General features: G+C 72.4%; 18 protein-coding genes and 2 tRNA genes. 4 read left to right on the top strand and 16 right to left on the bottom strand.

The window, feature by feature from the left end; all coding sequences use genetic code 11:
• Positions 1-350: 350 nt before the first annotated feature.
• The 7 genes from ACWD11_RS26905 to leuS form a co-directional block, all read right to left on the bottom strand.
• Positions 351-596, bottom strand: coding sequence for a hypothetical protein (locus ACWD11_RS26905; RefSeq protein ID WP_389416078.1), 246 nt, complete (start codon positions 594-596; stop codon positions 351-353).
• A gap of 159 nt (positions 597-755) precedes the next feature.
• Positions 756-1,583, bottom strand: coding sequence for an arylamine N-acetyltransferase family protein (locus tag ACWD11_RS26900; RefSeq protein ID WP_451286052.1), 828 nt, complete (start codon positions 1,581-1,583; stop codon positions 756-758).
• Positions 1,584-1,587: 4 nt separating this feature from the next.
• Positions 1,588-4,056, bottom strand: a complete 2,469-nt coding sequence (locus ACWD11_RS26895) for a ComEC/Rec2 family competence protein (protein ID WP_451286050.1) — start codon at positions 4,054-4,056, stop codon at positions 1,588-1,590.
• Positions 4,053-5,033 carry a helix-hairpin-helix domain-containing protein gene (locus ACWD11_RS26890; protein WP_451286048.1) on the bottom strand — a complete coding sequence of 327 codons (981 nt, stop codon included), beginning with the start codon at positions 5,031-5,033 and terminating at the stop codon, positions 4,053-4,055. Before ACWD11_RS26890 ends, ACWD11_RS26895 begins: the two co-directional genes overlap by 4 nt.
• Before the next feature lie 108 nt (positions 5,034-5,141).
• Positions 5,142-5,987, bottom strand: coding sequence for a DegV family protein (locus tag ACWD11_RS26885; protein ID WP_389416074.1), 846 nt, complete (start codon positions 5,985-5,987; stop codon positions 5,142-5,144).
• Positions 5,988-6,058: 71 nt separating this feature from the next.
• Positions 6,059-6,799: a hypothetical protein gene (locus tag ACWD11_RS26880; RefSeq protein ID WP_451286045.1), complete on the bottom strand. Its 741-nt coding sequence runs from the start codon at positions 6,797-6,799 to the stop codon at positions 6,059-6,061.
• A gap of 142 nt (positions 6,800-6,941) precedes the next feature.
• Complete coding sequence (gene leuS, locus ACWD11_RS26875) at positions 6,942-9,818, bottom strand: leucine--tRNA ligase (protein WP_451286043.1); 2,877 nt, start codon at positions 9,816-9,818, stop codon at positions 6,942-6,944.
• A gap of 426 nt (positions 9,819-10,244) precedes the next feature.
• On the opposite strand from leuS, the gene ACWD11_RS26870 reads away from it, so the two are divergent.
• Both ACWD11_RS26870 and ACWD11_RS26865 read left to right on the top strand, forming a co-directional pair.
• Positions 10,245-11,519 carry a cytochrome b/b6 domain-containing protein gene (locus tag ACWD11_RS26870; RefSeq protein ID WP_389416071.1) on the top strand — a complete coding sequence of 425 codons (1,275 nt, stop codon included), beginning with the start codon at positions 10,245-10,247 and terminating at the stop codon, positions 11,517-11,519.
• Complete coding sequence (locus ACWD11_RS26865) at positions 11,516-13,123, top strand: NADH-ubiquinone oxidoreductase-F iron-sulfur binding region domain-containing protein (protein ID WP_389416070.1); 1,608 nt, start codon at positions 11,516-11,518, stop codon at positions 13,121-13,123. The genes ACWD11_RS26870 and ACWD11_RS26865 overlap by 4 nt, the downstream gene beginning before the upstream one ends.
• Positions 13,124-13,229: 106 nt before the next feature.
• On the opposite strand, the gene ACWD11_RS26860 is transcribed toward ACWD11_RS26865, so the two are convergent.
• A tRNA-Ala gene (locus ACWD11_RS26860) sits at positions 13,230-13,302 on the bottom strand.
• Positions 13,303-13,402: 100 nt separating this feature from the next.
• Between ACWD11_RS26860 and ACWD11_RS26855 the strand changes: the two genes are divergently transcribed.
• Complete coding sequence (locus ACWD11_RS26855; RefSeq protein WP_389416069.1) at positions 13,403-14,617, top strand: glycosyltransferase 87 family protein; 1,215 nt, start codon at positions 13,403-13,405, stop codon at positions 14,615-14,617.
• Here the strand turns inward: ACWD11_RS26855 and ACWD11_RS26850 are convergent.
• The 8 genes from ACWD11_RS26850 to ACWD11_RS26815 all read right to left on the bottom strand — a co-directional run bounded on the left by ACWD11_RS26850 (position 14,596) and on the right by ACWD11_RS26815 (position 19,079).
• Positions 14,596-14,829 carry a hypothetical protein gene (locus ACWD11_RS26850; RefSeq protein ID WP_003976229.1) on the bottom strand — a complete coding sequence of 78 codons (234 nt, stop codon included), beginning with the start codon at positions 14,827-14,829 and terminating at the stop codon, positions 14,596-14,598. The two genes, ACWD11_RS26855 and ACWD11_RS26850, sit on opposite strands and share 22 nt — an antisense overlap.
• 3 nt (positions 14,830-14,832) lie before the next feature.
• Complete coding sequence (locus tag ACWD11_RS26845) at positions 14,833-15,006, bottom strand: hypothetical protein (protein WP_389416068.1); 174 nt, start codon at positions 15,004-15,006, stop codon at positions 14,833-14,835.
• A 223-nt stretch (positions 15,007-15,229) separates the two neighbouring features.
• Positions 15,230-15,302: transfer RNA gene (locus ACWD11_RS26840), tRNA-Ala, on the bottom strand.
• A 74-nt stretch (positions 15,303-15,376) separates the two neighbouring features.
• A complete protein-coding gene (locus tag ACWD11_RS26835; protein WP_451286040.1) occupies positions 15,377-16,033 on the bottom strand; it encodes a histidine phosphatase family protein in 657 nt (218 codons plus the stop codon).
• Positions 16,030-16,473 (bottom strand): ribosome silencing factor, encoded by a 444-nt coding sequence (gene rsfS / locus ACWD11_RS26830; protein ID WP_389416066.1) that lies wholly within the window; start codon positions 16,471-16,473, stop codon positions 16,030-16,032. The genes ACWD11_RS26835 and rsfS overlap by 4 nt, the downstream gene beginning before the upstream one ends.
• A 93-nt stretch (positions 16,474-16,566) precedes the next feature.
• Positions 16,567-18,198 carry an LCP family protein gene (locus tag ACWD11_RS26825; protein ID WP_451286038.1) on the bottom strand — a complete coding sequence of 544 codons (1,632 nt, stop codon included), beginning with the start codon at positions 18,196-18,198 and terminating at the stop codon, positions 16,567-16,569.
• A 16-nt stretch (positions 18,199-18,214) separates the two neighbouring features.
• Entirely contained in the window at positions 18,215-18,853 is a 639-nt protein-coding gene (gene nadD / locus ACWD11_RS26820; RefSeq protein WP_451286036.1) for a nicotinate-nucleotide adenylyltransferase, read from the bottom strand.
• Between the two features lie 61 nt (positions 18,854-18,914).
• The gene (locus ACWD11_RS26815; RefSeq protein WP_351983746.1) at positions 18,915-19,079 is read right to left on the bottom strand and encodes a hypothetical protein; all 165 of its coding nucleotides are present in this window, start codon (positions 19,077-19,079) and stop codon (positions 18,915-18,917) included.
• A 307-nt stretch (positions 19,080-19,386) separates the two neighbouring features.
• On the opposite strand from ACWD11_RS26815, the gene ACWD11_RS26810 reads away from it, so the two are divergent.
• Positions 19,387-20,487 (top strand): M48 family metallopeptidase, encoded by a 1,101-nt coding sequence (locus ACWD11_RS26810; protein WP_451286034.1) that lies wholly within the window; start codon positions 19,387-19,389, stop codon positions 20,485-20,487.
• Positions 20,488-20,494: the final 7 nt, after the last annotated feature.

Raw genomic sequence — 20,494 nt, 5'->3', positions numbered from 1 at the left:
GGGGCGGGGGGCTGCTGGGGTGCCGGGGGCGGCATAACGCGGCGTTCCGGGGGCGGCGTGCTGCTGACGTGCCGGGGGCGGCATGACGCGGTGTGCCGGGGGCCTGCTGCTGGCGTGCCAGGAGGGGGGCGTAACGCGACGCGCCGGGGCGGCCTGCTGCTAACGCGCCGGGGCGGCATAACGCGGCGTTCCGGGGGGCGTGGTTCCGCCGACATGCCGGGGCGGCATAACCGGCGGCCGGGGCGGCCTGCCGCTGGCATGCCGGGGCGCGGCATGACGCGGTGTGCCGGGGCGGCGTAACCCGGCACGCCGGGGGCAGCGCCCGCTGCCCATCAGCGCGGCGGGCAAGGCTACGGCTCCTCCCGCCACCCCTCCCACTCCCCCGCGAACGCGTCCAGCTCCGCCGGATCCAGCGCCGCGTCCTCGTCCCGCAGCACCACCAGCCACTGCGCGTCCTCCGCGTCGTCCTCCCCGGCCAGCGCGTCCCGCACCAGCCGGGGCTCCTCGGCCACCCCGAACCGCTCCCGCAGCGCCTCCACGACCTCCTCGGCCGCGTCCCGGTCGGGCAGCACCAGCACATGTCTCACATCACTCACGCAGCCATTCTCCAGCCGCGCCCACCCCTGCCATTCCTCACCCCTTCCGCACCGCACGCACCGCTACCGCCGCTCACCCCCTCCACACCGCACCCTCCACACCGCACCCACCGCTACCGCCCCTCACCCTCCCGCACCACGCCCAACCCCCACCGCCCCTCACCCCTCCCGCACCGCAGGCACCCGCTCCAGGTCGATCCCGAACCGCTCCCGGTACGCCGTCAGCACCTCCTCGTCCGTGGCGAGGTACCGCTCCTGCTGGCCCCCGTCCGCACCCGTCGTCTTGAACGTGCGCCCGCTCAGCGTGATCCGCCCCCCGTCCTCCGTCACCCGCGAGCACACCAGCGACTGCGTGAAGTGCGAGGCCGGCGAGGCGGAGTGCCACCACGCCCCGGCGACGAAGTCACCGAGCACCCGGGGCCGCCTCTCCAGCCGGTACACCGGCCTGCCGTTCATCACGACGTCCAGGTCCGCCGCCTCCGGCAGCCGGGGCCCGCCCCGCACCCCGGCCGCGTCCGGCCCCGCCTCCACGATCCGGAACACCCCCGCGGGATCCTCCTGCTCCCCCCGCGCCTCCAGCGCCAGCGGAAAGTGGCTGTGCGCCCCGAACCCGACGTCGGCCAGCCACTCGCCCCCGTCCACGGTCCGCACCCGCAGCGCGAGATGGTCGTACGGGATCCCCAGTCGCCCCTCCCGGTCGTAGACCCGTCCCGCCAGCAGCGTCACCTCGTACCCGAGCGCCGCGAGCAACGCCCCGAAGGCGCCGTTCAGTTCGTAGCAGAACCCTCCCCGCCGCGCGCCGATCAGCTTGTCCAGCAGCCGCTTCTCCTCCAGCACGATCTCCTCGCCGAGGTGGATCGACAGGTTCTCGAACGGCACGGTGCGCAGATGGCTCAGGTGCAGCTCGCGCAGGACGTCCACGGTCGGCCACGCCGGGTGGGCCACCCCGAGCCGGCTCAGATAGGCATCAACTTCTGCGGAATTCATGCCCTCAGTCTCCCGCCACCCGCAACTCCCCGCCCGCACCGACCACCGCCAACGCCCCGTCCTCGTCCGTCCGCAGCACCACCGCCCCCCGCGCCCGCAGCGCGGCGACCGTGCCGGGGGCCGGATGCCCGTACGAATTGCCCTCCCCGGCAGAGATGAGCGCCAGCCGCGGCGCCGCCCTGCGCATCAGCTCCGGGTCCTGGTACGCCGAGCCGTGATGGGCCACCTTCAGCACATCCACCCCGCCCAGCAGCCCGCCCGCCGGTGATCTCAGCAGCGCCCGCTGTGCCGGTGGTTCGAGGTCCCCCAGCAACAGGAACCGCACCCCCGCCACCTCCGCGAGCAGGGCGACACTGGCGTCGTTCGGCCCTTCCGTTCCCGGCACCGCAGCCGACGGCGGCCACAGCACCTCCCAGGACAGCGCGCCGGTCCGCCGCCGCTCCCCGGCCACGGCCCGGGTCACCGGGACGCCCCGCGCCGCGGCCAGTCTCCGGACGAACTCCGCCTGCTCCTCCGGCTCCTGGCAACCGGTCGTCCCGATCGCCCCCACAGCCCGGCCGCGCAGCACCCCGGGCAGGCCCGCCACATGGTCGGCGTGGAAGTGGGTGAGGACGATCAGCGGGATCCGGGTGATGCCCAGCGTGCGCAGACAGTGGTCGACGAGCTCCGGGTCCGGTCCGGCGTCCACCACCACCCCGGTGCCCGCACCGGCCGCGAGCACCAGCGCGTCCCCCTGTCCCACATCGCACATCACCAGCCGCCAGCCCGGCGGGGGCCAGCCGCTGATCACCCGGACCAGCGGCGGAGGCTGCACCACGGCCAGCACCAGCAGCACCACGGCCGCCCCGCACCACCAGGGGTGCCGCCACAACCGCCGCCCGGCCAGCAGCAGCGCCACCGTGACCAGGGCCAGCAGCCCCGCCCCGGCCCAGCCGTCCGGCCAGTCGATGCCCGCGCCGGGCAGCGCCGCCCCGGTCCGGGCGATGTCGGCGATCCATCCCGCGGGCCAACTCGCGCACCACGCCAGCGCCTTGGCCACCGGCATCACCACCGGGGCGGTCGCCAGCGCGGCGAACCCGAGGACCGTGGCCGGGGCGACCGCGATCTCCGCCAGCAGATTGCACGGCACCGCCACCAGGCTCACCCGGGCCGACAGCACCACCACGACCGGTGCGCACACCGCCTGCGCGGCCGCCGCTGCCGCCACCGCCTCGGCCCACCGCGGACCGACCCCGCGCCGCCGCAACGCGGCACTCCAGCGCGGTGCCAGCGTCAGCAGCGCCCCGGTGGCCAGGACCGAGAGCAGGAACCCGGGACTGCGTGCCAGCCAGGGGTCGAACAGCACCAGCAGCAGGACGGCCGTCGCCAGCGCGGGCACCAGGGACCGGCGGCGCCCGGTCGCCAGGGCGAGCAGCACCACCGCCCCGCAGGCCGCGGCGCGCAGCACACTCGGGTCCGGTCTGCACACGACCACGAAGGCGAGCGTGAGCGCCCCGCCGCACACCGCGGTGGCCCGCAGGGACAACCCGAGCCGGGGCGCGAGCCCTCGCCGCTCCGCGAGGCGGGCCGTGCCCGGCGGCCCGATGAGCAGCACGAGAACGATGGTGAGGTTGCTTCCGGAGACCGCGAGCGTGTGCGCGAGGTCGGTCTCCTTGAACGCCTCGTCCAGTTCCGGGGTGATCCGTGAGGTGTCCCCTACGACCAGGCCCGGCAGCAGCGCCCGCGCGTCCGTCGGCAGTCCGTCGGTCGCCTCCCGCAGTCCGGCCCGCAGCCTCCCGGCGAACCGCTGTGCCGCCGACGCCGGCTCCACGACGTCCGGCGCCGCCTCGCCCCGCACCCGCAGCACGGCCGCGATCCGGTCACCGCCCGTCAGCGGCGGCGCCGACCGTGCGCTCACCCGCAGCCGGGTGGACGGCAGCAACCGCAGCCAGGGCGACCCCGCGGACGCCTCCACGACCACCAGCACCGGCGTCCGCGTCACCGCCGCCGCCCGGCCCTCGGCCGCCACTCGCCGCACCTGGGCGTTGACCAGCACGGCGGGCGGCCGCGTCCGGTCCCCGCTGACCCGGGGCCGGGTGAGCCGGGGATCGGAGGTGAGCTCCACCTCCGCGGTCACGGTGGCATACTCCCGGGCCAGCTCCGGCACCGGCCCGCGCCGCAGATCGGCGCCGTGCAGCCCGGCGGAAGCTGTGGCCGCGGCGACACAGAGCAGGACCGCGGCGACCGGCACGCCGGTCCGGGCCGGCCGTCGCGCCCACAGGAGCACGACGGCCGCACACAGGGCCACGGCCACCACTGCGGCGCTCCATCCGGCCGGCGCGGTCAGCATCAGCGCCGCTGTCGCCCAGGCCGCCAGCGCGGGCGGTACGAGTCGAAGATCCGTCGGTCCTTCCTGGCGCGGGTGGGACGCGCCGAGCCGTTTGCCGGAGGCCGCGTGCACCTCGGGGCGCCCGGCCTCGGGGGCGCCCGTCATGGCCGTACGAGATTCCGCAGGTCGGCGAAGCGGCGCTCGCCGATGCCGTTGACCTCGCGCAGCTCCGCCACGGAGCGGAAACCGCCGTTGCGGGTGCGGTGGTCGATGATGTGCTGGGCCAGGACCGGTCCGACGCCGGGCAGGGTGTCGAGCTGCTCGGCGGTGGCCGTGTTGAGCGAGACCGGGGCGGCGGAGGCCGCACCTGGCACCGGGGCACCGCCCTGCACCGCTCCGGCCGCACCCGGCACCGGGGCACCCCCTTGCACCGGAGCGGGCACGCCCACGACGACCTGTTCGCCGTCCACCAGGAAGCGCGCCCGGTTCAGCCCTGCCGTACTCGCGCCGGGCCGCACCCCGCCCGCCGCGCGCAGGGCGTCGTCGACCCGGGAGCCCGGCGGCAGCCGGTGGATGCCCGGTTCGCGCACCTTGCCGCTGACGTCCACCACGATCTCGGTCCCGGCGGACGCGCCGAGGAGGCCGGCTCCCGGTCCGGCGCTCTCCTCCCCCGCCGCGTAGGAGGCGGCCCGCACCACCTCGGGCGCCCGCACGGCCTGCGTCCGCCCGGCCCAGAAGTGCTGCACCGCGAAGCCCGCGGCGACGACCAGCACCACGGTGAGCGCGAGGAGGCTGCGCCGCTCGAGACCGCACCGCGCCTGCATCCACAGCGGCAGCCGCTCCCGCAGCGCGAGTCCGGCACGCCCCCGCCAGTCCTCGGCCGCATCGGCGCCGGGCGCACCCGGGTCCGGGCCGCCCTCGCCCTCCTCCGGCGGAGGCCCCTTGTCCGACTCCCTTTCCTCCAGGGCCCGTTCACCGAAGAGCAGCTCCGCACGCCGGCGGAGTTCCTCGGCCGGGGCATGGCGGTGCCGGGCGCGGCCTCGCGGGTGGGTGCGGTGGTGACGGGTGCGGACATCGGAACGAGGGCCGCGGCCCGGTCCACTGGCCGCGGCGGCGGTGCGTGTACGTGATCGAAGTGCCATGCCCCGAGACTGGGGCACCGCGGAAATCGGCGATGATCTTGCTCAATTCCCGGGGACAGCCCACCGGTTGTGGACAACTCCCTCACTCATGTGGGTGAGACCGCTCTCTCACCTGGGCGAGACCACAACCCCCAGCAACCCGGGCCCGGTATGCGCCCCGATCACCGCCCCCACCTCGCTCACATGCAGATCCGCAAGACCCCGCACCCGCGTCCGCAGCCGGTCCGCCAGCGCCGACGCCCGGTCGGGCGCGGCGAGATGGTGCACGGCGATGTCGACCTGTGCGCCCCCGGCCCGGTCCGCGACGATCTCCTCCAGCCGGGCGATGGCCTTCGACGCCGTCCGCACCTTCTCCAGGGGCTCGATACGGCCGCCGTTCAGCTGCAGCAGCGGCTTCACCGCGAGCGCCGAGCCGAGCAGCGCCTGGGCCGCTCCGATCCGGCCACCTCGGCGCAGATAGTCGAGCGTGTCGACGTAGAAGTAGGCGGAGGTGCCCGCCGCCCGCTTCTCCGCGGTCATGACCGCCTCGTCCACCGTGCCGCCCGACTCCGCGACCTGCGCCGCGGCGACCGCGCAGAAGCCGAGCGCCATCGCGATCATCCCCGTGTCCACCACCCGCACCGGCACCGGCGCCTCCCGGGCGGCGAGCACCGCGGCGTCGTAGGTGCCCGACAGCTCGGCGGACAGATGCAGCGAGACGATGCCGGTGGCGCCGGACTCCGCGACCTTGCGGTAGGTCTCGGCGAACCGCTCGGGGCTGGGGCGCGAGGTGGTGACGGAGCGCCGTTTCTGCAGCGCCTGGGCCAGGGAACGGGTTGAGATCTCGGTGCCCTCGTCCAGCGCCTGGTCCCCGAGGACCACGGTCAGGGGCACTGCTGTGATGCCGTGGCGCTCCATCGTCCGTGGCGGCAGGTAGGCCGTTGAATCGGTGACGATCGCGACATGGCGGGACATGAGCTGGAGGTTACCTGGCGTAGCGCCCGGGCGGCAGTCCGACCCCTTTCACCTGGGCGGCCGTGGCCGGATCAGGTGGTGCTCTCGGGGCGGGGCTTCTTCTGCTGCCAGGGGTAGGCCGGACGCGGGTCCGGCGGGGTGATGGCCGCTCGCGTCGGCTCCTCGGCCGTCCGCTGCCTCGCACCCTCCGGCCAGGTCTGCTGTGCGGCCGGCGCTTCGGCGGCGGGCGCCTCGGGCCACGGCGGCGGGGTGGTGGCGGGCGTCTCCTCGGTGGTCCAGTGCCGCAGGGCACCGGCCTCCATGTCGATCTGCGCGCTCAGTGAGTCCAGCTCGTCGTCGGCGAAGCGGCGGGCCCGGTCGCGGGCCGCCCAGCGCAGCGAGTCCGCCGACTTGACGATGCGCTCGGTGCGCTCGCGCAGGTCCGGCAGCCGCTCGGCGAGGGTCGTCCGGTCCGGCTCGCTCTCCAGGCGCCGCAACTCGTCGTCCAGTTCGTGGCCGTGGGCGCTGAGCCGCTCGAAGAGGCCGAGGGACTCCTTCAGGGACTCGTCCTCGGCCACGCCCGCGCGCAGCGCGTCCTGGGTGGCGCGCATCGAGGTGCGCAGTTTCAGCCGCAGCTGGGCTAGTTCGCCCGCCGGGCCGATCTGGGCGAAGGACTTGGCGCGCAGGGTGTGGTCCTCGACCGTGCGGCGGGCCTGGGTGATCGTGCGGTCCACACCGCGCTTGGCGGCGCCGACCGCCTTCACCGTGGCGTAGGCGCCGAGCACCACGAGGAGCACGAAGAGCAGGGCCACGACTGCGATCACTGCTTCCACGATGCTCCTCCTCGGTTCCGCGGCACTCCTCGCCGCGCTGCTCTCCACGGTAAACGCAGCGGGCAGGCCCGGAGTTCCAGATGAACCCCGAACCTGCCCGTAGGGGACGACCCGGAGGCAGCGCCTGCCGAGGTCTGCCCGGCTACGCCGTGACGATGTTCACCAGCTTCGGCGCCCGCACGATCACCTTCCGGATCCCGGCGCCGTCCAGCGCCGCCACGACCTTGTCGTCGGCCAGCGCCACCTTCTCCAGCTCCTCCTCGGAGATGGACGGCGCGACCTCCAGCCGGGCCTTGACCTTGCCCTTGATCTGCACGACACAGGTCACCGTCTCGTCGACGACGTACGCCGGGTCGGCCACCGGGAAGTCCCGGTGCACCACGGAGTCCTCGTGGCCCAGCTTGCGCCACAGCTCCTCGGCGATGTGCGGGGCGAGCGGGGCGACCAGCAGGACCAGCGCCTCGGCGACGGACCGCGGCACCGCGCCGCCCGCCTTGGTCAGGTGGTTGTTCAACTCGGTGACCTTGGCGATCGCGGTGTTGAACCGCATGCCCTCCAGGTCACCGCGCACCCCGTCGATCGCCTTGTGCAGCGCGCGCAGCGTGTCCTCGTCGGGCTCGGCGTCGACGACGGTCACCGCACCGGTCGCCTCGTCGACGACGTTGCGCCACAGCCGCTGCAGCAGCCGGAACTGGCCCACCACCGCGCGCGTGTCCCACGGCCGCGAGACGTCCAGCGGGCCCATCGCCATCTCGTACAGGCGCAGGGTGTCGGCGCCGTACTCGGCGCAGATCTCGTCCGGGGTGACCGCGTTCTTCAGGGACTTGCCCATCTTGCCCAGCAGCCGGGAGACCTGCTCGCCCTGGTAGTAGTAGGAGCCGTCGCGCTCCTCCACCTCGGCGGCCGGTACGGCGATCCCGCGCGCGTCCCGGTAGACGTAGGCCTGGATCATGCCCTGGTTGAACAGCTTGTGGAACGGCTCCGCCGAGGAGACGTGCCCCAGGTCGAACAGGACCTTGGACCAGAAGCGCGCGTACAGCAGGTGCAGCACCGCGTGCTCGGCGCCGCCGACGTACAGGTCGACACCGCCGTGCGGCTGTCCCTCGCGCGGGCCCATCCAGTACCGCTCGATCTCCGGGCCGACCAGCTGCTCGGAGTTGTGCGGGTCCAGGTACCGCAGCTCGTACCAGCAGGAACCGGCCCAGTTGGGCATGGTGTTGGTCTCGCGGCGGTACGTGCGCGGACCTCGGCCGTCGCCCAGGTCCAGCGTGACGTTGACCCAGTCCTCGTTGCGCGACAGGGGCGTCTCGGGCTGGGTGTCGGCGTCGTCCGGGTCGAAGGTGCGCGGGGAGTAGTCCTCGACCTCCGGCAGCTCCAGCGGCAGCATCGACTCGGGCAGGGCGTGCGCGATGCCCTCCTCGTCGTAGACGATCGGGAAGGGCTCGCCCCAGTAGCGCTGGCGGCTGAACAGCCAGTCGCGCAGCCGGAAGTTGACGGTGCCCTCGCCGGCGCCGGTGCGCTCCAGCCACTCGGTGATGCGCGCCTTGGCCTCGACGACGCCCAGGCCGCCCAGGGAGACGTCCGCTCCGGTGGAGTTGACGATCTTCGCGTCGTGCGAGACGAAGGCCGCGTCCCAGGCGGCGGGGTCCGTGCCGCGGCCGTCGGTCGGCTCGACCACGCAGCGGATCGGCAGTTCGAAGGCGCGCGCGAACTCGAAGTCACGGCTGTCGTGCCCCGGTACGGCCATGATCGCGCCGGTGCCGTAGCCCATCAGCACGTAGTCGGCGATGAAGACCGGCACCTGCTCGCCGTTGACCGGGTTGGTGGCGTACGCGCCGATGAAGACGCCGGTCTTGTCCTTGGCCTCGGCCTGGCGCTCGACGTCGGACTTCGAGGCGGCCTGCGCGCGGTAGGCGGCGACGGCCTCGGCCGGGGTGGCGTGGCCGCCGGTCCACACGCCGTGCGTGCCCTCGGGCCAGGCGGTCGGCGTGAACTTCTCGACCAGCGGGTGCTCGGGCGCCAGCACCATGTAGGTCGCGCCGAACAGGGTGTCGGGACGCGTGGTGAAGACGGTGATGCGCTCACCGTCGATCGGGAAGTCGACGCGGGCGCCCTCCGAGCGGCCGATCCAGTTGCGCTGCTGGAGCTTGATGGCCTCGGGCCAGTCCAGCTCCTCCAGGTCGTCCAGCAGCCGGTCGGCGTAGGCGGTGATGCGCATGTTCCACTGGCGCAGCTTGGCCTTGAAGACGGGGAAGTTGCCGCGCTCGGAGCGACCGTCGGCGGTGACCTCCTCGTTGGCCAGCACGGTGCCCAGGCCCGGGCACCAGTTGACCGGCGCGTCGGAGGCGTAGGCCAGGCGGTACTCGCCCAGCAGGTCGGCGCGCTCGCCGGCGCTCAGCCCGGCCCAGGAGCGCCCGCCGGGCACCGCGCGCTCACCGCTGTCGAACTGGGCGACCAGCTCCGCGATCGGGCGGGCCCGGCGCGCCTCCTCGTCGTACCAGGAGTTGAAGATCTGCAGGAAGATCCACTGGGTCCACTTGTAGTAGTCCGGGTCGATCGTGGCGAACGACCGGCGCTTGTCGTGGCCCAGGCCCAGCCGGCGCAGCTGGACCTTCATGTTCTCGATGTTGGCCTCGGTGGACACGCGCGGGTGCGTGCCGGTCTGCACGGCGTACTGCTCGGCGGGCAGGCCGAAGGCGTCGAAGCCCAGGGTGTGCAGGACGTTGTGGCCGGTCATCCGCTGGAACCGGGCGAAGACATCGGTGGCGATGTAGCCCAGGGGGTGGCCGACGTGCAGGCCCGCACCGGAGGGGTACGGGAACATGTCCATGATGAACTTCTTGGGCTTGGCGACCAGCGCGGGGTCCCCGGCCAGGTCACCGCTCGGGTTCGGCGCCGCGTAGGTGCCCTCGGCGTCCCAGAAGTCCTGCCAGCGTGCCTCGATCTCCGCGGCCATGGCGGCCGTGTAGCGGTGCGGCGCGGCCGCCTCAGCAGCGGCAGCGGGGTTCGTCTCGCTCATGATCCTCAAAGCTCCATCGATCGTCTCTGCCAGCGCTGTGACATTCCTGGAAACGAAAAATCCCCTCGCACAGGAGGGGACGCCGCGCCGATGCCGGCCACTCGATCCGACGGTGGCCGGGGCTGATCAGCGCGGCTCGCTAAGCAGAAGGCGTACGGCACGCATGGCGTCAGGGTACCGCAGGCGTCGAGCGGGTCGCGACGGGCTTCCGGGAGGCCGCCGGACACTCCGGAGCCGCTTGTGAAGATTCGGAAAAATTGAACAAGGTTCAATTATTACCCGGCGTAAGGGCCCCTAGCAGGACAACACCGACCCCGCACCCCTCATTGATAACAACGCAATAACTCAAATGGCGTACTGCCCTGTGGGGAGCCACTTAGAGTGCGGCAGCGGGACCGCTTTACCGAACCGCTCGGAGTTGCCCCCATGAACCCTCGACGTAGTACCACCTCGCTTCCCCAGCCCGGCCGTTCGGCCTACGGGGCGGCGACGGCTGTCGTTCTGCTGCTCATACCCGTGGTCGTGCTGGTCGGAGGTGACAGATTCCGCGAGTTCCTGAACTTCGGCGCGGGCGTGCTGTCCCTCGTCTCGCTGAGCTGCTCAGTGATCTGGGGCCTGGTGGCCCAGGACCGGATCTTCCTGAACACCCGCCAGCGGATCATCGGCCAGGCCGTGCACCGCACGACGGCGGTCGCCGCGATCGCCTTCCTGCTGCTGCACATCACGACCGAGCTCGCGCTCGACCACACCGAGCTGATCGCCGCCGTGATTCCCTTCTCGCTCGGCTTCACCGGTCCCGAGGGCCTGGTCGGGCTCGGCTCCCTGGCCGGGCTGCTGATGATCTTCGTAGGCATCACCGGCGCCCTGCGCGGCGCCTTCGCCTCCCCCGCCCCCGTCGCCGCCCGCTGGCGGGCCATGCACATGCTGGCCTACCCGGCCTGGTGCGCGGCCCTGGTGCACGGCCTGTACGCGGGCCGCGCGGCCAAGCCGGTCTTCGTCTTCCTGTACTGCCTGTGCCTGGTCGGCGTCGGCGCCGCACTGGCGCTGCGCGCGGCGCCCCGCCCGGTCAAGCGCCGGGTCGCCGACAAGATCGCCGAGATCCTGGGGACCACCGCGGAGCGCTCGGCGCGCGAGGACCTGGACGCGAGCCGGGCCCGGGCCGCCGAGTCCGCCGCGCTCCCCGGCTACGAGCCCCGGCGGACCGCGCCCTCCGTCCCCGAACCGGCGAACGGTTTCGCGGCCGCCTATCGCGCCGTGAACACACCCCCGCACCCCCAGCAGTCCTTCACCGCCGACCCGACGGCGCGGATGGACCTGTCGATGGACATGCCGCTGCACACGCCGATGCACGTGCCGCTGGACCTGCAGCCCACCGAGGCGCTGCCGCGCATGGACAGCGGCTCCAGCACCTCCGGAAGCTGGCCGATCCCCTCGCCCCCGCCCGTCGGCGAGGCGCCCCCGTCGTCCTACGACCCCCTCAATGACACCGGATACAACATCCCGACCTATGGCAATCCGGGCGTCGGCGGGTACGGCGGAAGTGATGTGTACGACACCACTGAGTCGAACACCCTCTACGGCACGTACAACCCCAACGACACGTACAACAGCGGTCCCGCCAATGAACCACCCTCCGGTGAGTCCTTCGACGCACCGGGTCCGGGCGAACCTTGGAACATGCCTTCCGGAGGCTATAGGTGAACGAGGCCCTGCCCGACGTACCAGAAGTCCGCGTGGTCGGTCTTCCCCAGCTCACGTCGGGCTTCGACCTTGTCGAACGACTCGATCTGCCCATGCACCTCAAGGTGCACGGGCCGCTCGAACCGATGGGCGGCGAGCAGCTCGCGCAGCTCGCCGAACGCATCAATCTGAAGGGCCGCGGCGGCGCGGGCTTCCCCTTCCACAAGAAGCTGCGCTCGGTCGCCGAAGCGGCGATCAAGCGCGGCGTCAGGCCGGTCGTCGTCGTCAACGGCAGCGAGGACGAACCGGCCTGCCGCAAGGACACGGTGCTCATCAACCGTGCCCCGCATCTCATCCTGGACGGCGCGCTGCTGGCCGCCGAGGCGCTGGGTGCCCGCACGCTCGTGGTGGGCGTCACCCGTGAGTCGACCCAGCGCTCCATGGAGGCCGCGCTCGCCGAACGCGGCCTCAGCAACGGCCGCCGGTCCGCGCTCCGCGCCCGCGTGCAGCGCAATCCGGTACGGATGGTCACCGGAGCGGCGGCGTCGCTGGTCCGGTCCATCGACGGCGGCCCGGCGATCCCGCCCGGCCGCAAGATCAGCGCCTCCCAGAGCGGCGTCGGCGGCGCACCCACCCTGCTGTCGAACGCCGAGACCTTCGCCCAACTCGCCATCGCCGCCCGCATCGGCCCGGAGCGCTACGGCAACACCGGCCTGTACGACGAGCCCGGCACCGTCATGCTGACGGTGTCCGGCGCGGTCGCCCGCCCGATGGTGATCGAGGTCCCCACGGGCGTCCCGCTGCGCTACGTCCTGCAGCTCGCAGGCGCCCCGCCGGTGCCGCAGGGCGTGCTGACCGGCGGCTACCACGGCAAGTGGATCGACGCGGCGACGGTCAACGAGGCGATCGTCTCGCGCAACTCCCTGGACGCGGTGGGCGGTTCGCTCGGCGCGGGCGCGATCCTGCCGATCACCCAGAACACCTGCCCGCTGGGCGAGTCGCTGCGGGTGGCGCAGTGGCTGGCTGAGGAGAGCGCGGGCCAGTGCGGCCCCTGCTATCTCGGCCTGCCGGCCGCGGCGCGCGGCCTGGAGGACATCCTCAACGGCGGTGGGCCCGCCGCCCTCGAAGCGCTCAAGCAGGTCGCGAGGAACGTGAAGCGGCGCGGCGCGTGTTCGCACCCGGACGGCTCGGCGATGTTCCTGGAGTCGACCATCAAGGCGTTCACCGACGACCTCGCCGCCCATGTCCTCGGCAACGGCTGCGGACGGCCCGTGGAGGGCGTGCTGCCGCTCTTCGCGGAGGGCAGGGCCCCGACGGGCATCCCCGGCGGCGGGTCAGACACCAACGGCCCCAGCCGCCAGAAGATCTACGTCGACTGGACGCTGTGCCGCGGGCACGGCCTGTGCGCGGACATCCTCCCCGAGGTCTTCGAACTCGGCGCCGACGGCTTCCCCACCGTCGCCCAGGCCCAAGTGCCGCGCTACGCCGAGGCGAAGGCGCTGCGCGCGGTCCGCCGCTGCCCCGCGCTCGCCCTGCGCCTGGAGGACCAGACGGAGCGCGCCCCCACCCGCAACAACCTCCCGGTCCTCTCCCAGGGCCGCGCCCGCCGCGCCCTGGGCCGCTGAACACCCCACCGACCGGGCCGTCCAGAGATCTGGGCGGCCCCCGGCCGTGCCCCGCGCACACAAAAAAGATCCCGCCGGATCATCACGATCCGGCGGGATCTCACTGTGGAGCTAAGGAGAATTGAACTCCTGACCTCCTGCATGCCATGCAGGCGCTCTACCAACTGAGCTATAGCCCCGTGTTCTGGTCCGCCCGGTTTCCCTGGCGGCGACGCCAACATTACCGGTCGACCCGGTGCACCACCAAATCGTTTCCGTTCCGGGCCGGTACGGCCGCTAATGTCGGCTTCCGTGACCGTGCTCGCGCTCTCCGCAGTCCACCGCCGGACACCGGTCGCCCTGGGAACCTGCGTCCTCTCCTTCGCGGCGTTCTGGCTGGCCCAGCGCACCGCGGACGTCTCGATGATCGATCTGATGGTCTACCGGGCCGAGGGCGCGACGGTACGCGAGGGAGGCGACCTCTACGCGCTGCGGGCGACGGCGGCCCGACTGCCCACCACCTACCCGCCGTTCGCCGCGCTGATGTTCACCCCGCTGACCCTCCTCGACGTGACGAGCATGCGCACCCTGGGCACGGCCGGGAACCTCGCCCTCCTGGTGGCGTTCGTACGGCTGTCCCTGCGCCTCGTGGGCCACGCGCGCGGGGGCGGCACCTGGTGGATCGCCGCGGTCGCCGTGTGGTGCGAGCCGGTGTGGACGACCCTGCGCTACGGCCAGATCAACCTGCTGCTCGCGGTCCTGGTGCTGTGGGACCTGACCCGCCGCCCCGGCGACCGCTGGGCCGGCGTCGGCATCGGCCTCGCCGCCGCGGTCAAGCTCACTCCCGCGCTGTTCGCGGTGTTCCTGCTCGCCACCGGCGTGGCCGCGCACGTCAGAGGCGGCTGCGGCGGCCCCTGGCTGCGGCACGCGCGCGGGGCGGCCGTCGCGTTCACCTCGGTCACGCTCGTGACGGCCGCCGTCCTGCCCCGGGACTCCTGGCGGTTCTGGACCCGCATGGTGTTCGAGGCGGGCCGGGTCGGCCACCCCGAGGAGACCGCCAACCAGGCGCTGCGCGGTGTCCTGGCGCGCCTGCTGCACACCCCGGAGCCCGGCGCCGCCTGGGCCGTGGCGGCGGCCCTGGTGGCCGCGGGAGGGCTCGCCGTGGCGGTGACGGCGGAACTGCGCGGGGAGCACGCCTGGGCGGTCACGACGTGCGCGGTGACCGCCCTGCTGATCAGCCCCGTGTCCTGGTCCCACCACTGGGTGTGGTGCGTGCCGCTCGTGATGCTCCTCGGCACGCGCGCGTACCGCGCCGCCACCGCGGCCGGGCTGCTCGTCTTCGGCTCGTACTCCCTGTGGTGGGTGCCGCACGGCAGGGGGCGCCCCGAACTCCATCAGGACACCGGGGAGTTGATCATGTCCGCGCCGTACGGGGCCGCCGGCTGTCTGTTCCTCGTGCTCGCCGGGGTCACGGTGCGCGACCCCGGCCGGCGTCAGGCCGTGACGAAGGAGTAGAAACGCTTGAGCGTGCAGTGCTCCTCGAGAAGACGGCCGTAGATCGGCTCACCCTCGAGTTCGCGGTACGTCTCGATCGGGTCGCCTTTTATGATCAGCGCCCGCGCGCACTCCTCGCACCAGTACTGATAGTCCGGATTGACCGGTTCCATGTCGCGGACGATCGGCGTTCCGCTGCCGCACCAGTCACACTTTCGCCTGTGTGCACCCATCGATCAGCTCCAGCTGTGGCCGCAGGCCGTGCACACGTAGGAAATCCCGCCGTTGTCACCGAGCACCTGGGCGACATGGACGGAACCGCAGGAAGGGCAGCTGAGGCGGGTGACCGTGTCCCGTGTCCAGCGTGCGTCGAAGGGGCGACCGCCCTCTTCGAGGATGCTCGCAGGCATCACTGCTCCCTCCCGTCGGGCCGCGCCCCCTTCCGGCCGTTTGATTCTGCCACGGCCGGGCCAATACGGTCAGCGACGCCTCAGTACCAGTCGGGACACAGGGCGCCTCCACAGAGGTATACGCCTGGTCGGTCCCAAGTGACTCAAGCCCGTTCGGGATCAGTGTGCACGAAAAATCCCACCCCCCGGAGGGGATGGGATCCTGATCGTCGAAGTCGATCTGTGGAGCTAAGGAGAATTGAACTCCTGACCTCCTGCATGCCATGCAGGCGCTCTACCAACTGAGCTATAGCCCCTCGCGTTCTCCCTGCTCGGGCCGGGCGAACAAGAAGAACTTTAGCCTGCGACCTGCCGGAAAGTGAAATCCGGGTCAGTCGTCGTCGCCGAGCACCGGCTCCGGCAGCGTGCCGGCGTTGTGCTCCAGCAGCCGCCAGCCGCGGGCGCCCTCGCCGAGGACGGACCAGCAGCAGTTGGAGAGGCCGCCGAGGCTTTCCCAGTGCCGCGCCTCCAGGCCGAGCAGCCGGCCGATGGTGGTGCGGATCGTGCCGCCGTGGCTGACCACCACGAGGGTGCCGTCGTCGGGCAGCTTCTCGGCGTGCCGCAGCACCACCGGGGCGGCCCGGTCGGCGACCTCGCTCTCCAGTTCGCCACCGCCGCGGCGGACCGGCTCCCCGCGCTTCCACGCGGCGTACTCCTCGCCGTGCCGGGCGATGATCTCGTCGTGCGTGAGTCCCTGCCAGACACCCGCGTACGTCTCGCGCAGGCGCTCCTCGTGGGTCACGTCCAGGCCGGTGAGCGCGGCCAGCTCGGCGGCCGTGTGCGCGGCGCGCTGGAGGTCGGAGGCGACGATCGCGTCGGGCTTGAGCGAGGCGAGCAGCCGGGCGGCCCGGCGGGCCTGGCCGATGCCCTCCTCGGTGAGGGCGACGTCGGTGGTGCCCTGGAAGCGGCGCTCCACGTTCCACGAGGTCTGTCCGTGCCGCCACAGGATGACGCGGCGGCCCCGCCTGGCGTCGGCGGAGGCGCTCACCCGAGCCCTCCCAGCTCGGCGGCGTCCTCCTCCGCCCGGAGCTTGGCGTGCTCCTCGGCCTTGCCGCGGGTGGCCTTGGCGTCCTCGGGCAGCGCCAGCTCGGGGCAGTCCTTCCACAGCCGCTCCAGGGCGTAGAAGACCCGCTCCTCGCTGTGCTGGACGTGGACGACGATGTCGACGTAGTCGAGCAGGACCCAGCGGGCCTCGCGGTCGCCCTCGCGGCGGACCGGCTTGGCGCCGAGCTCCTTGTTCAGCCGCTCCTCGATCTCGTCGACGATCGACTTGACCTGGCGGTCGTTGGGCGCGGAGGCCAGCAGGAAGGCGTCGGTGATCGACAGCACGTCGCTGACGTCGTAGGCGATGATGTCGTGCGCGAGCTTGTCGGCGGCAGCCTGGGCGGCCGTGTGGATGAGCTCGATGGAACGGTCAGTGGCGGTCACTACAAGGCTTTCGGTCGGCGGTCGATAGGACTCAAGGGTCTCACGACCGCCGACGGCGCCCCACGTGATTGTTCGCGCACCGGGCCCACCGGCCTACGCCGACGACGGCTCGTAGTCCTGGCCCAGGATCACGGAGACGCTCGCGTTCGAGGTGACCTCGCCCTTGGCCACCGCGCCGGCGGGCAGGCCCAGGGTCTTGGCGACCTCAGTGGCGTTCTCCTTGTCGGCGGCGTCCGTGTAGAGGACCTTCGAGGCGCTCTGGGCGGCGGAGGCGGTGCCGCCCTCCAGGAAGGTGAAGCCGCCGTTGAGCAGGACCACGCGGGCCTTCTCCGTGTTGTCCTTCACACCGGTGGCGTTCTGCACGGAGACGCGGACGGCCGCGCCCTGGTCGGGGCTCTTCGCGGTGCCGCCGAGGACGTCCTTGACCACGCTCGCGCTGGTCTCGGCGCTCAGGGTCCCGTCGTCCTGCACCGGCAGCAGCGCGGTCCGGTAGTCGCCGCCCTTGGCGAGGTCGGCGAGTTCGGCGAGGAAGGTGCCGAGGTCCTTGTCCGTCATGGACGGGTCGAGGATCTGCTGGAGCGTCTGCACGGTGACCGTGGCGGCCTGCGCGTCCGAGGACAGCTTGCGCAGCACCCCCTGCATGACCTGCCCGAACCGCTCCAGCTGGGCGTTCTGCTGCTCGCCGGGGCCGCGGTAGGTGGCGTAGGCGACGGCCATCTTGCCGCTGAGGGTCTGGGCCTCGCCCTTGTTCACCAGCGGGGCGGCGCCCTTGGACTTGGCGGCCGGGTCGGGCACGTCGGTGTTGGTGTCGATGTCGATGTTGCCGACGAGGTCGACGAGGTTCTGGAGGTAGGGGGTGTCCAGCCGCCAGGTGCCCTGGATCTCGGTGCCGAGGACCGTGTCGAGCGCCTCCCGGGTGCCGGTGGAGCCGTCGTCCTCGACCGACTTGGCCAGCGTGCTGGTGGTGCCGTCGTCGCCGGTCAGGGCGAGGGAGTTGGGCAGCAGGACGGTGGTGCCCTGCCGGGTGGTGGTGTTGTCGACGAGCAGGGCCGTCGCGGTGTCGCCGCTCTTGGTGTCGTGCAGATGCACCACGACCACATCGCGGTTCTGGGCGCCGCCGGCGGTCGCAGTGCCGGTCTTGTCGCCGGAGGAGGAGAGCCCGGGCAGCTTCCCGGCGTACCAGAGGTAGCCCACGCCGCCGGCCGCGCACAGCGCCAGGACGACGACCAGCGCGACGATCCGGCTGCGGGCCCGGCGCCGGGCCTCCTCGCGGCGCTCGGTGCGGTTCTCGGTGAACTTCAGCCAGTCGATGACGTCCTCGGGGTCCCCCTCGGGGTCCTCGACGAAGGCGAACTGCTCGGTGCGGTGGTCCCGCTGGTCCCGCGCGGGCTCGTCCGGCTCCGCCACGGGCCCGGCCTGCTGCGGGATGTAGGCGGTCTGCTCGGCGACCCGGGGCTGCTGCCCACTGGCCGCGGCCTGGCCGTAGGGGTCGTAGGGCGCGGCCTGCCCGTAGGGGTCGTACGACTGCACCGGCTGCTGCTGGCCGGTCGCGTACGGGTCGTAGCCGTAACCCTGCTGAGCGTAGGGGTCGTACGGCTGCTGAAGGGGCTGCTGCGACTGCTGGACCTGCTGGTAGACAGGCCGCCCGTACTCGTCGTAGCCGACGATCTCGTACTGCTGGTCGGCCCCGTACCCCGCGGACCCCGCGTCGTATCGGTCGTTCACCGGTGCCCCTCTCGGCTCACTCGCCGCGGTACAGCTCGCGCTTGTCGATGTAGCGCACGACTCCGTCCGGCACCAGATACCAGACCGGGTCGCCCTTGGCGACTCTCGCACGGCAGTCTGTGGAGGAGATGGCGAGGGCGGGAACCTCGACGAGCGAGACACCGCCCTCCGGGAGCCCGGGGTCGGCCAGGTGGTGGCCGGGCCGGGTGACCCCGATGAAGTGCGCGAGGGAGAACAGCTCTTCCGTGTCCCGCCAGGTCAGGATCTGGCCGAGGGCGTCGGCGCCGGTGATGAAGTAGAGGTCGGTGTCCGGGTTGAGCGCCTTGAGGTCGCGCAGCGTGTCCGTGGTGTAGGTCGGGCCGCCGCGGTCGATGTCGATCCGGCTCACCGAGAACTGCGGGTTCTCGGCGGTCGCGATGACCGTCATCAGGTAGCGGTCCTCGGCCGGGGAGACGGTGCGGTGGCTCTTCTGCCACGGCTGCCCGGTCGGCACGAACACCACCTCGTCCAGGTGGAACTGCGCGGCGACCTCACTGGCCGCCACCAGGTGCCCGTGGTGGATCGGGTCGAACGTTCCGCCCATGACGCCGAGACGGCGCTTGCCGGGGCTCGCCGGGCCGCTGTCCGGGCCGGTAGGCATGTCCTGCTCTCCCATGCGTGCAGACCCTACCGGCCCGGCTCGCGGGCCACGGCCGCCAGACCCCCGGGGCCGGGCTTCAGCGGTCGCGGTTGAAGCGGGTGGTGATCCACAGCAGCAGCATCAGGATGACGAACGCGGCGCCGCCCGTCACCAGGGGGTCGAGGCTCTCGTGGTTGCCGCCGTGCTCTCCGCCCTCGGCAGCGAGGGTGACCAACTGGGCAGCGGTGCTGGGGAAGCTCATCTTCGGCAGGACCTTCGGGTGTGGGCGGGATAAAGATGTCGGCCCATCGTAAGCGGGCGGCTCCGCGCCGCTCACGCCGACTCCGCCGTTGGGGCACGCCGCGACAGGGGCGCTCCCGCGGCGAGGCAACTTATCCGGCGGCTCGCTCGTCCTTCGACTTGTACCCCGGCAACGGGACCCACGCGGTGAGGTCGCGCGGCTCCTTGAGCTCCACTGCCCGTCCACGGCAACTCCGCCTAGGCTTGGAGCCCGCTCCGGGGGCCCGAAGGGGCCGCACACGGCCACACAGACGCACATGGGGGACCACATGTCCGACGACGGCCACCAGCACGACGGGCACGAGCACGTGCCGAGCAGGCAGCGCAGGCGCTTCCCCGGGATCTCCTCGCGTGCGTACGAGCACCCGGCCGACCGCAGTGCCCTGGTGGCGCTGCGCAAGCTCAGCGGCTTCGACACGGTCTTCAAGGCGCTGAGCGGGCTGCTGCCCGAGCGGAGCCTGCGGCTGCTGTTCCTGTCCGACTCGGTGCGGGTCTCGGACCAGCAGTTCGCGCACCTCAACGACATGCTGCGGGACGCCTGTTACATCCTGGACCTGGAGAAGGTCCCGCCGATGTACGTCACCCAGGACCCGCAGCCGAACGCCATGTGCATCGGTCTGGACGAGCCGATCATCGTGGTCACGACCGGGCTCGTCGAGCTGCTCGACGAGGAGGAGATGCGGGCGGTCGTCGGGCACGAGGTGGGGCACGCGCTGTCCGGGCACTCCGTGTACCGGACGGTCCTGCTGTTCCTGACCAACCTCGCCATCCGGGTCGCCTGGATCCCGCTGGGCACGGTGGCGATCATGGCGATCGTGACCGGGCTGCGCGAGTGGTTCCGCAAGTCGGAGCTGTCCGCGGACCGGGCGGGGCTGCTGGTCGGGCAGGACCTGACGGCCTCCATGCGCGGCCTGATGAAGATCGCGGGCGGCAACCACCTGCACGAGATGAACGTGGACGCGTTCCTGAAGCAGGCCGAGGAGTACGAGGCGGGCGGCGACCTGCGCGACTCGGTGCTGAAGATCCTGAACGTGCTGCCCCGCTCCCACCCCTTCACCACGGTCCGGGCGGCCGAGCTGAAGCGGTGGGCCGAGTCCCGGGACTACCAGCGGATCATGGACGGCCACTATCCGCGCCGCTCGGAGGACAAGGACAGCTCGGTGTCGGACGCCTGGCGCGAGTCGGCGACGCACTACGCCACGCAGGTGAAGTCCTCCAAGGACCCGCTGATGAAGCTGGTCACGGACATCGCGGGCGGGGCGGGCGACCTCGGCGGCCGGGTGCGCCGCGGCTTCGGCGGCTTCGCGGGCTCCGCGCCGCAGGACCGGCCGCCCACGGACACGCCTCCGCCGCCGCGGGACGGCGAGTAGGCCGGCG

The sequence above is a fragment of the Streptomyces sp. NPDC002776 genome (genome assembly GCF_053592195.1).
Note: the sequence above shows the minus strand (reverse complement) of the source record. Positions and strands in the feature narration are given on the sequence as shown.

Coding starts and splice junctions, on each gene's coding strand:
- ACWD11_RS26900 (WP_451286052.1), bottom strand. CDS start 1,583: ATGAATTCCGCAGAAGTTGATGCCTATCTGAGCCGGCTCGGGGTGGCC.
- ACWD11_RS26895 (WP_451286050.1), bottom strand. CDS start 4,056: ATGACGGGCGCCCCCGAGGCCGGGCGCCCCGAGGTGCACGCGGCCTCC.
- ACWD11_RS26890 (WP_451286048.1), bottom strand. CDS start 5,033: ATGGCACTTCGATCACGTACACGCACCGCCGCCGCGGCCAGTGGACCG.
- ACWD11_RS26885 (WP_389416074.1), bottom strand. CDS start 5,987: ATGTCCCGCCATGTCGCGATCGTCACCGATTCAACGGCCTACCTGCCG.
- leuS (WP_451286043.1), bottom strand. CDS start 9,818: ATGAGCGAGACGAACCCCGCTGCCGCTGCTGAGGCGGCCGCGCCGCAC.
- ACWD11_RS26870 (WP_389416071.1), top strand. CDS start 10,245: ATGAACCCTCGACGTAGTACCACCTCGCTTCCCCAGCCCGGCCGTTCG.
- ACWD11_RS26855 (WP_389416069.1), top strand. CDS start 13,403: ATGTCGGCTTCCGTGACCGTGCTCGCGCTCTCCGCAGTCCACCGCCGG.
- ACWD11_RS26850 (WP_003976229.1), bottom strand. CDS start 14,829: ATGGGTGCACACAGGCGAAAGTGTGACTGGTGCGGCAGCGGAACGCCG.
- ACWD11_RS26845 (WP_389416068.1), bottom strand. CDS start 15,006: ATGCCTGCGAGCATCCTCGAAGAGGGCGGTCGCCCCTTCGACGCACGC.
- nadD (WP_451286036.1), bottom strand. CDS start 18,853: ATGGGAGAGCAGGACATGCCTACCGGCCCGGACAGCGGCCCGGCGAGC.
- ACWD11_RS26815 (WP_351983746.1), bottom strand. CDS start 19,079: ATGAGCTTCCCCAGCACCGCTGCCCAGTTGGTCACCCTCGCTGCCGAG.
- ACWD11_RS26810 (WP_451286034.1), top strand. CDS start 19,387: ATGTCCGACGACGGCCACCAGCACGACGGGCACGAGCACGTGCCGAGC.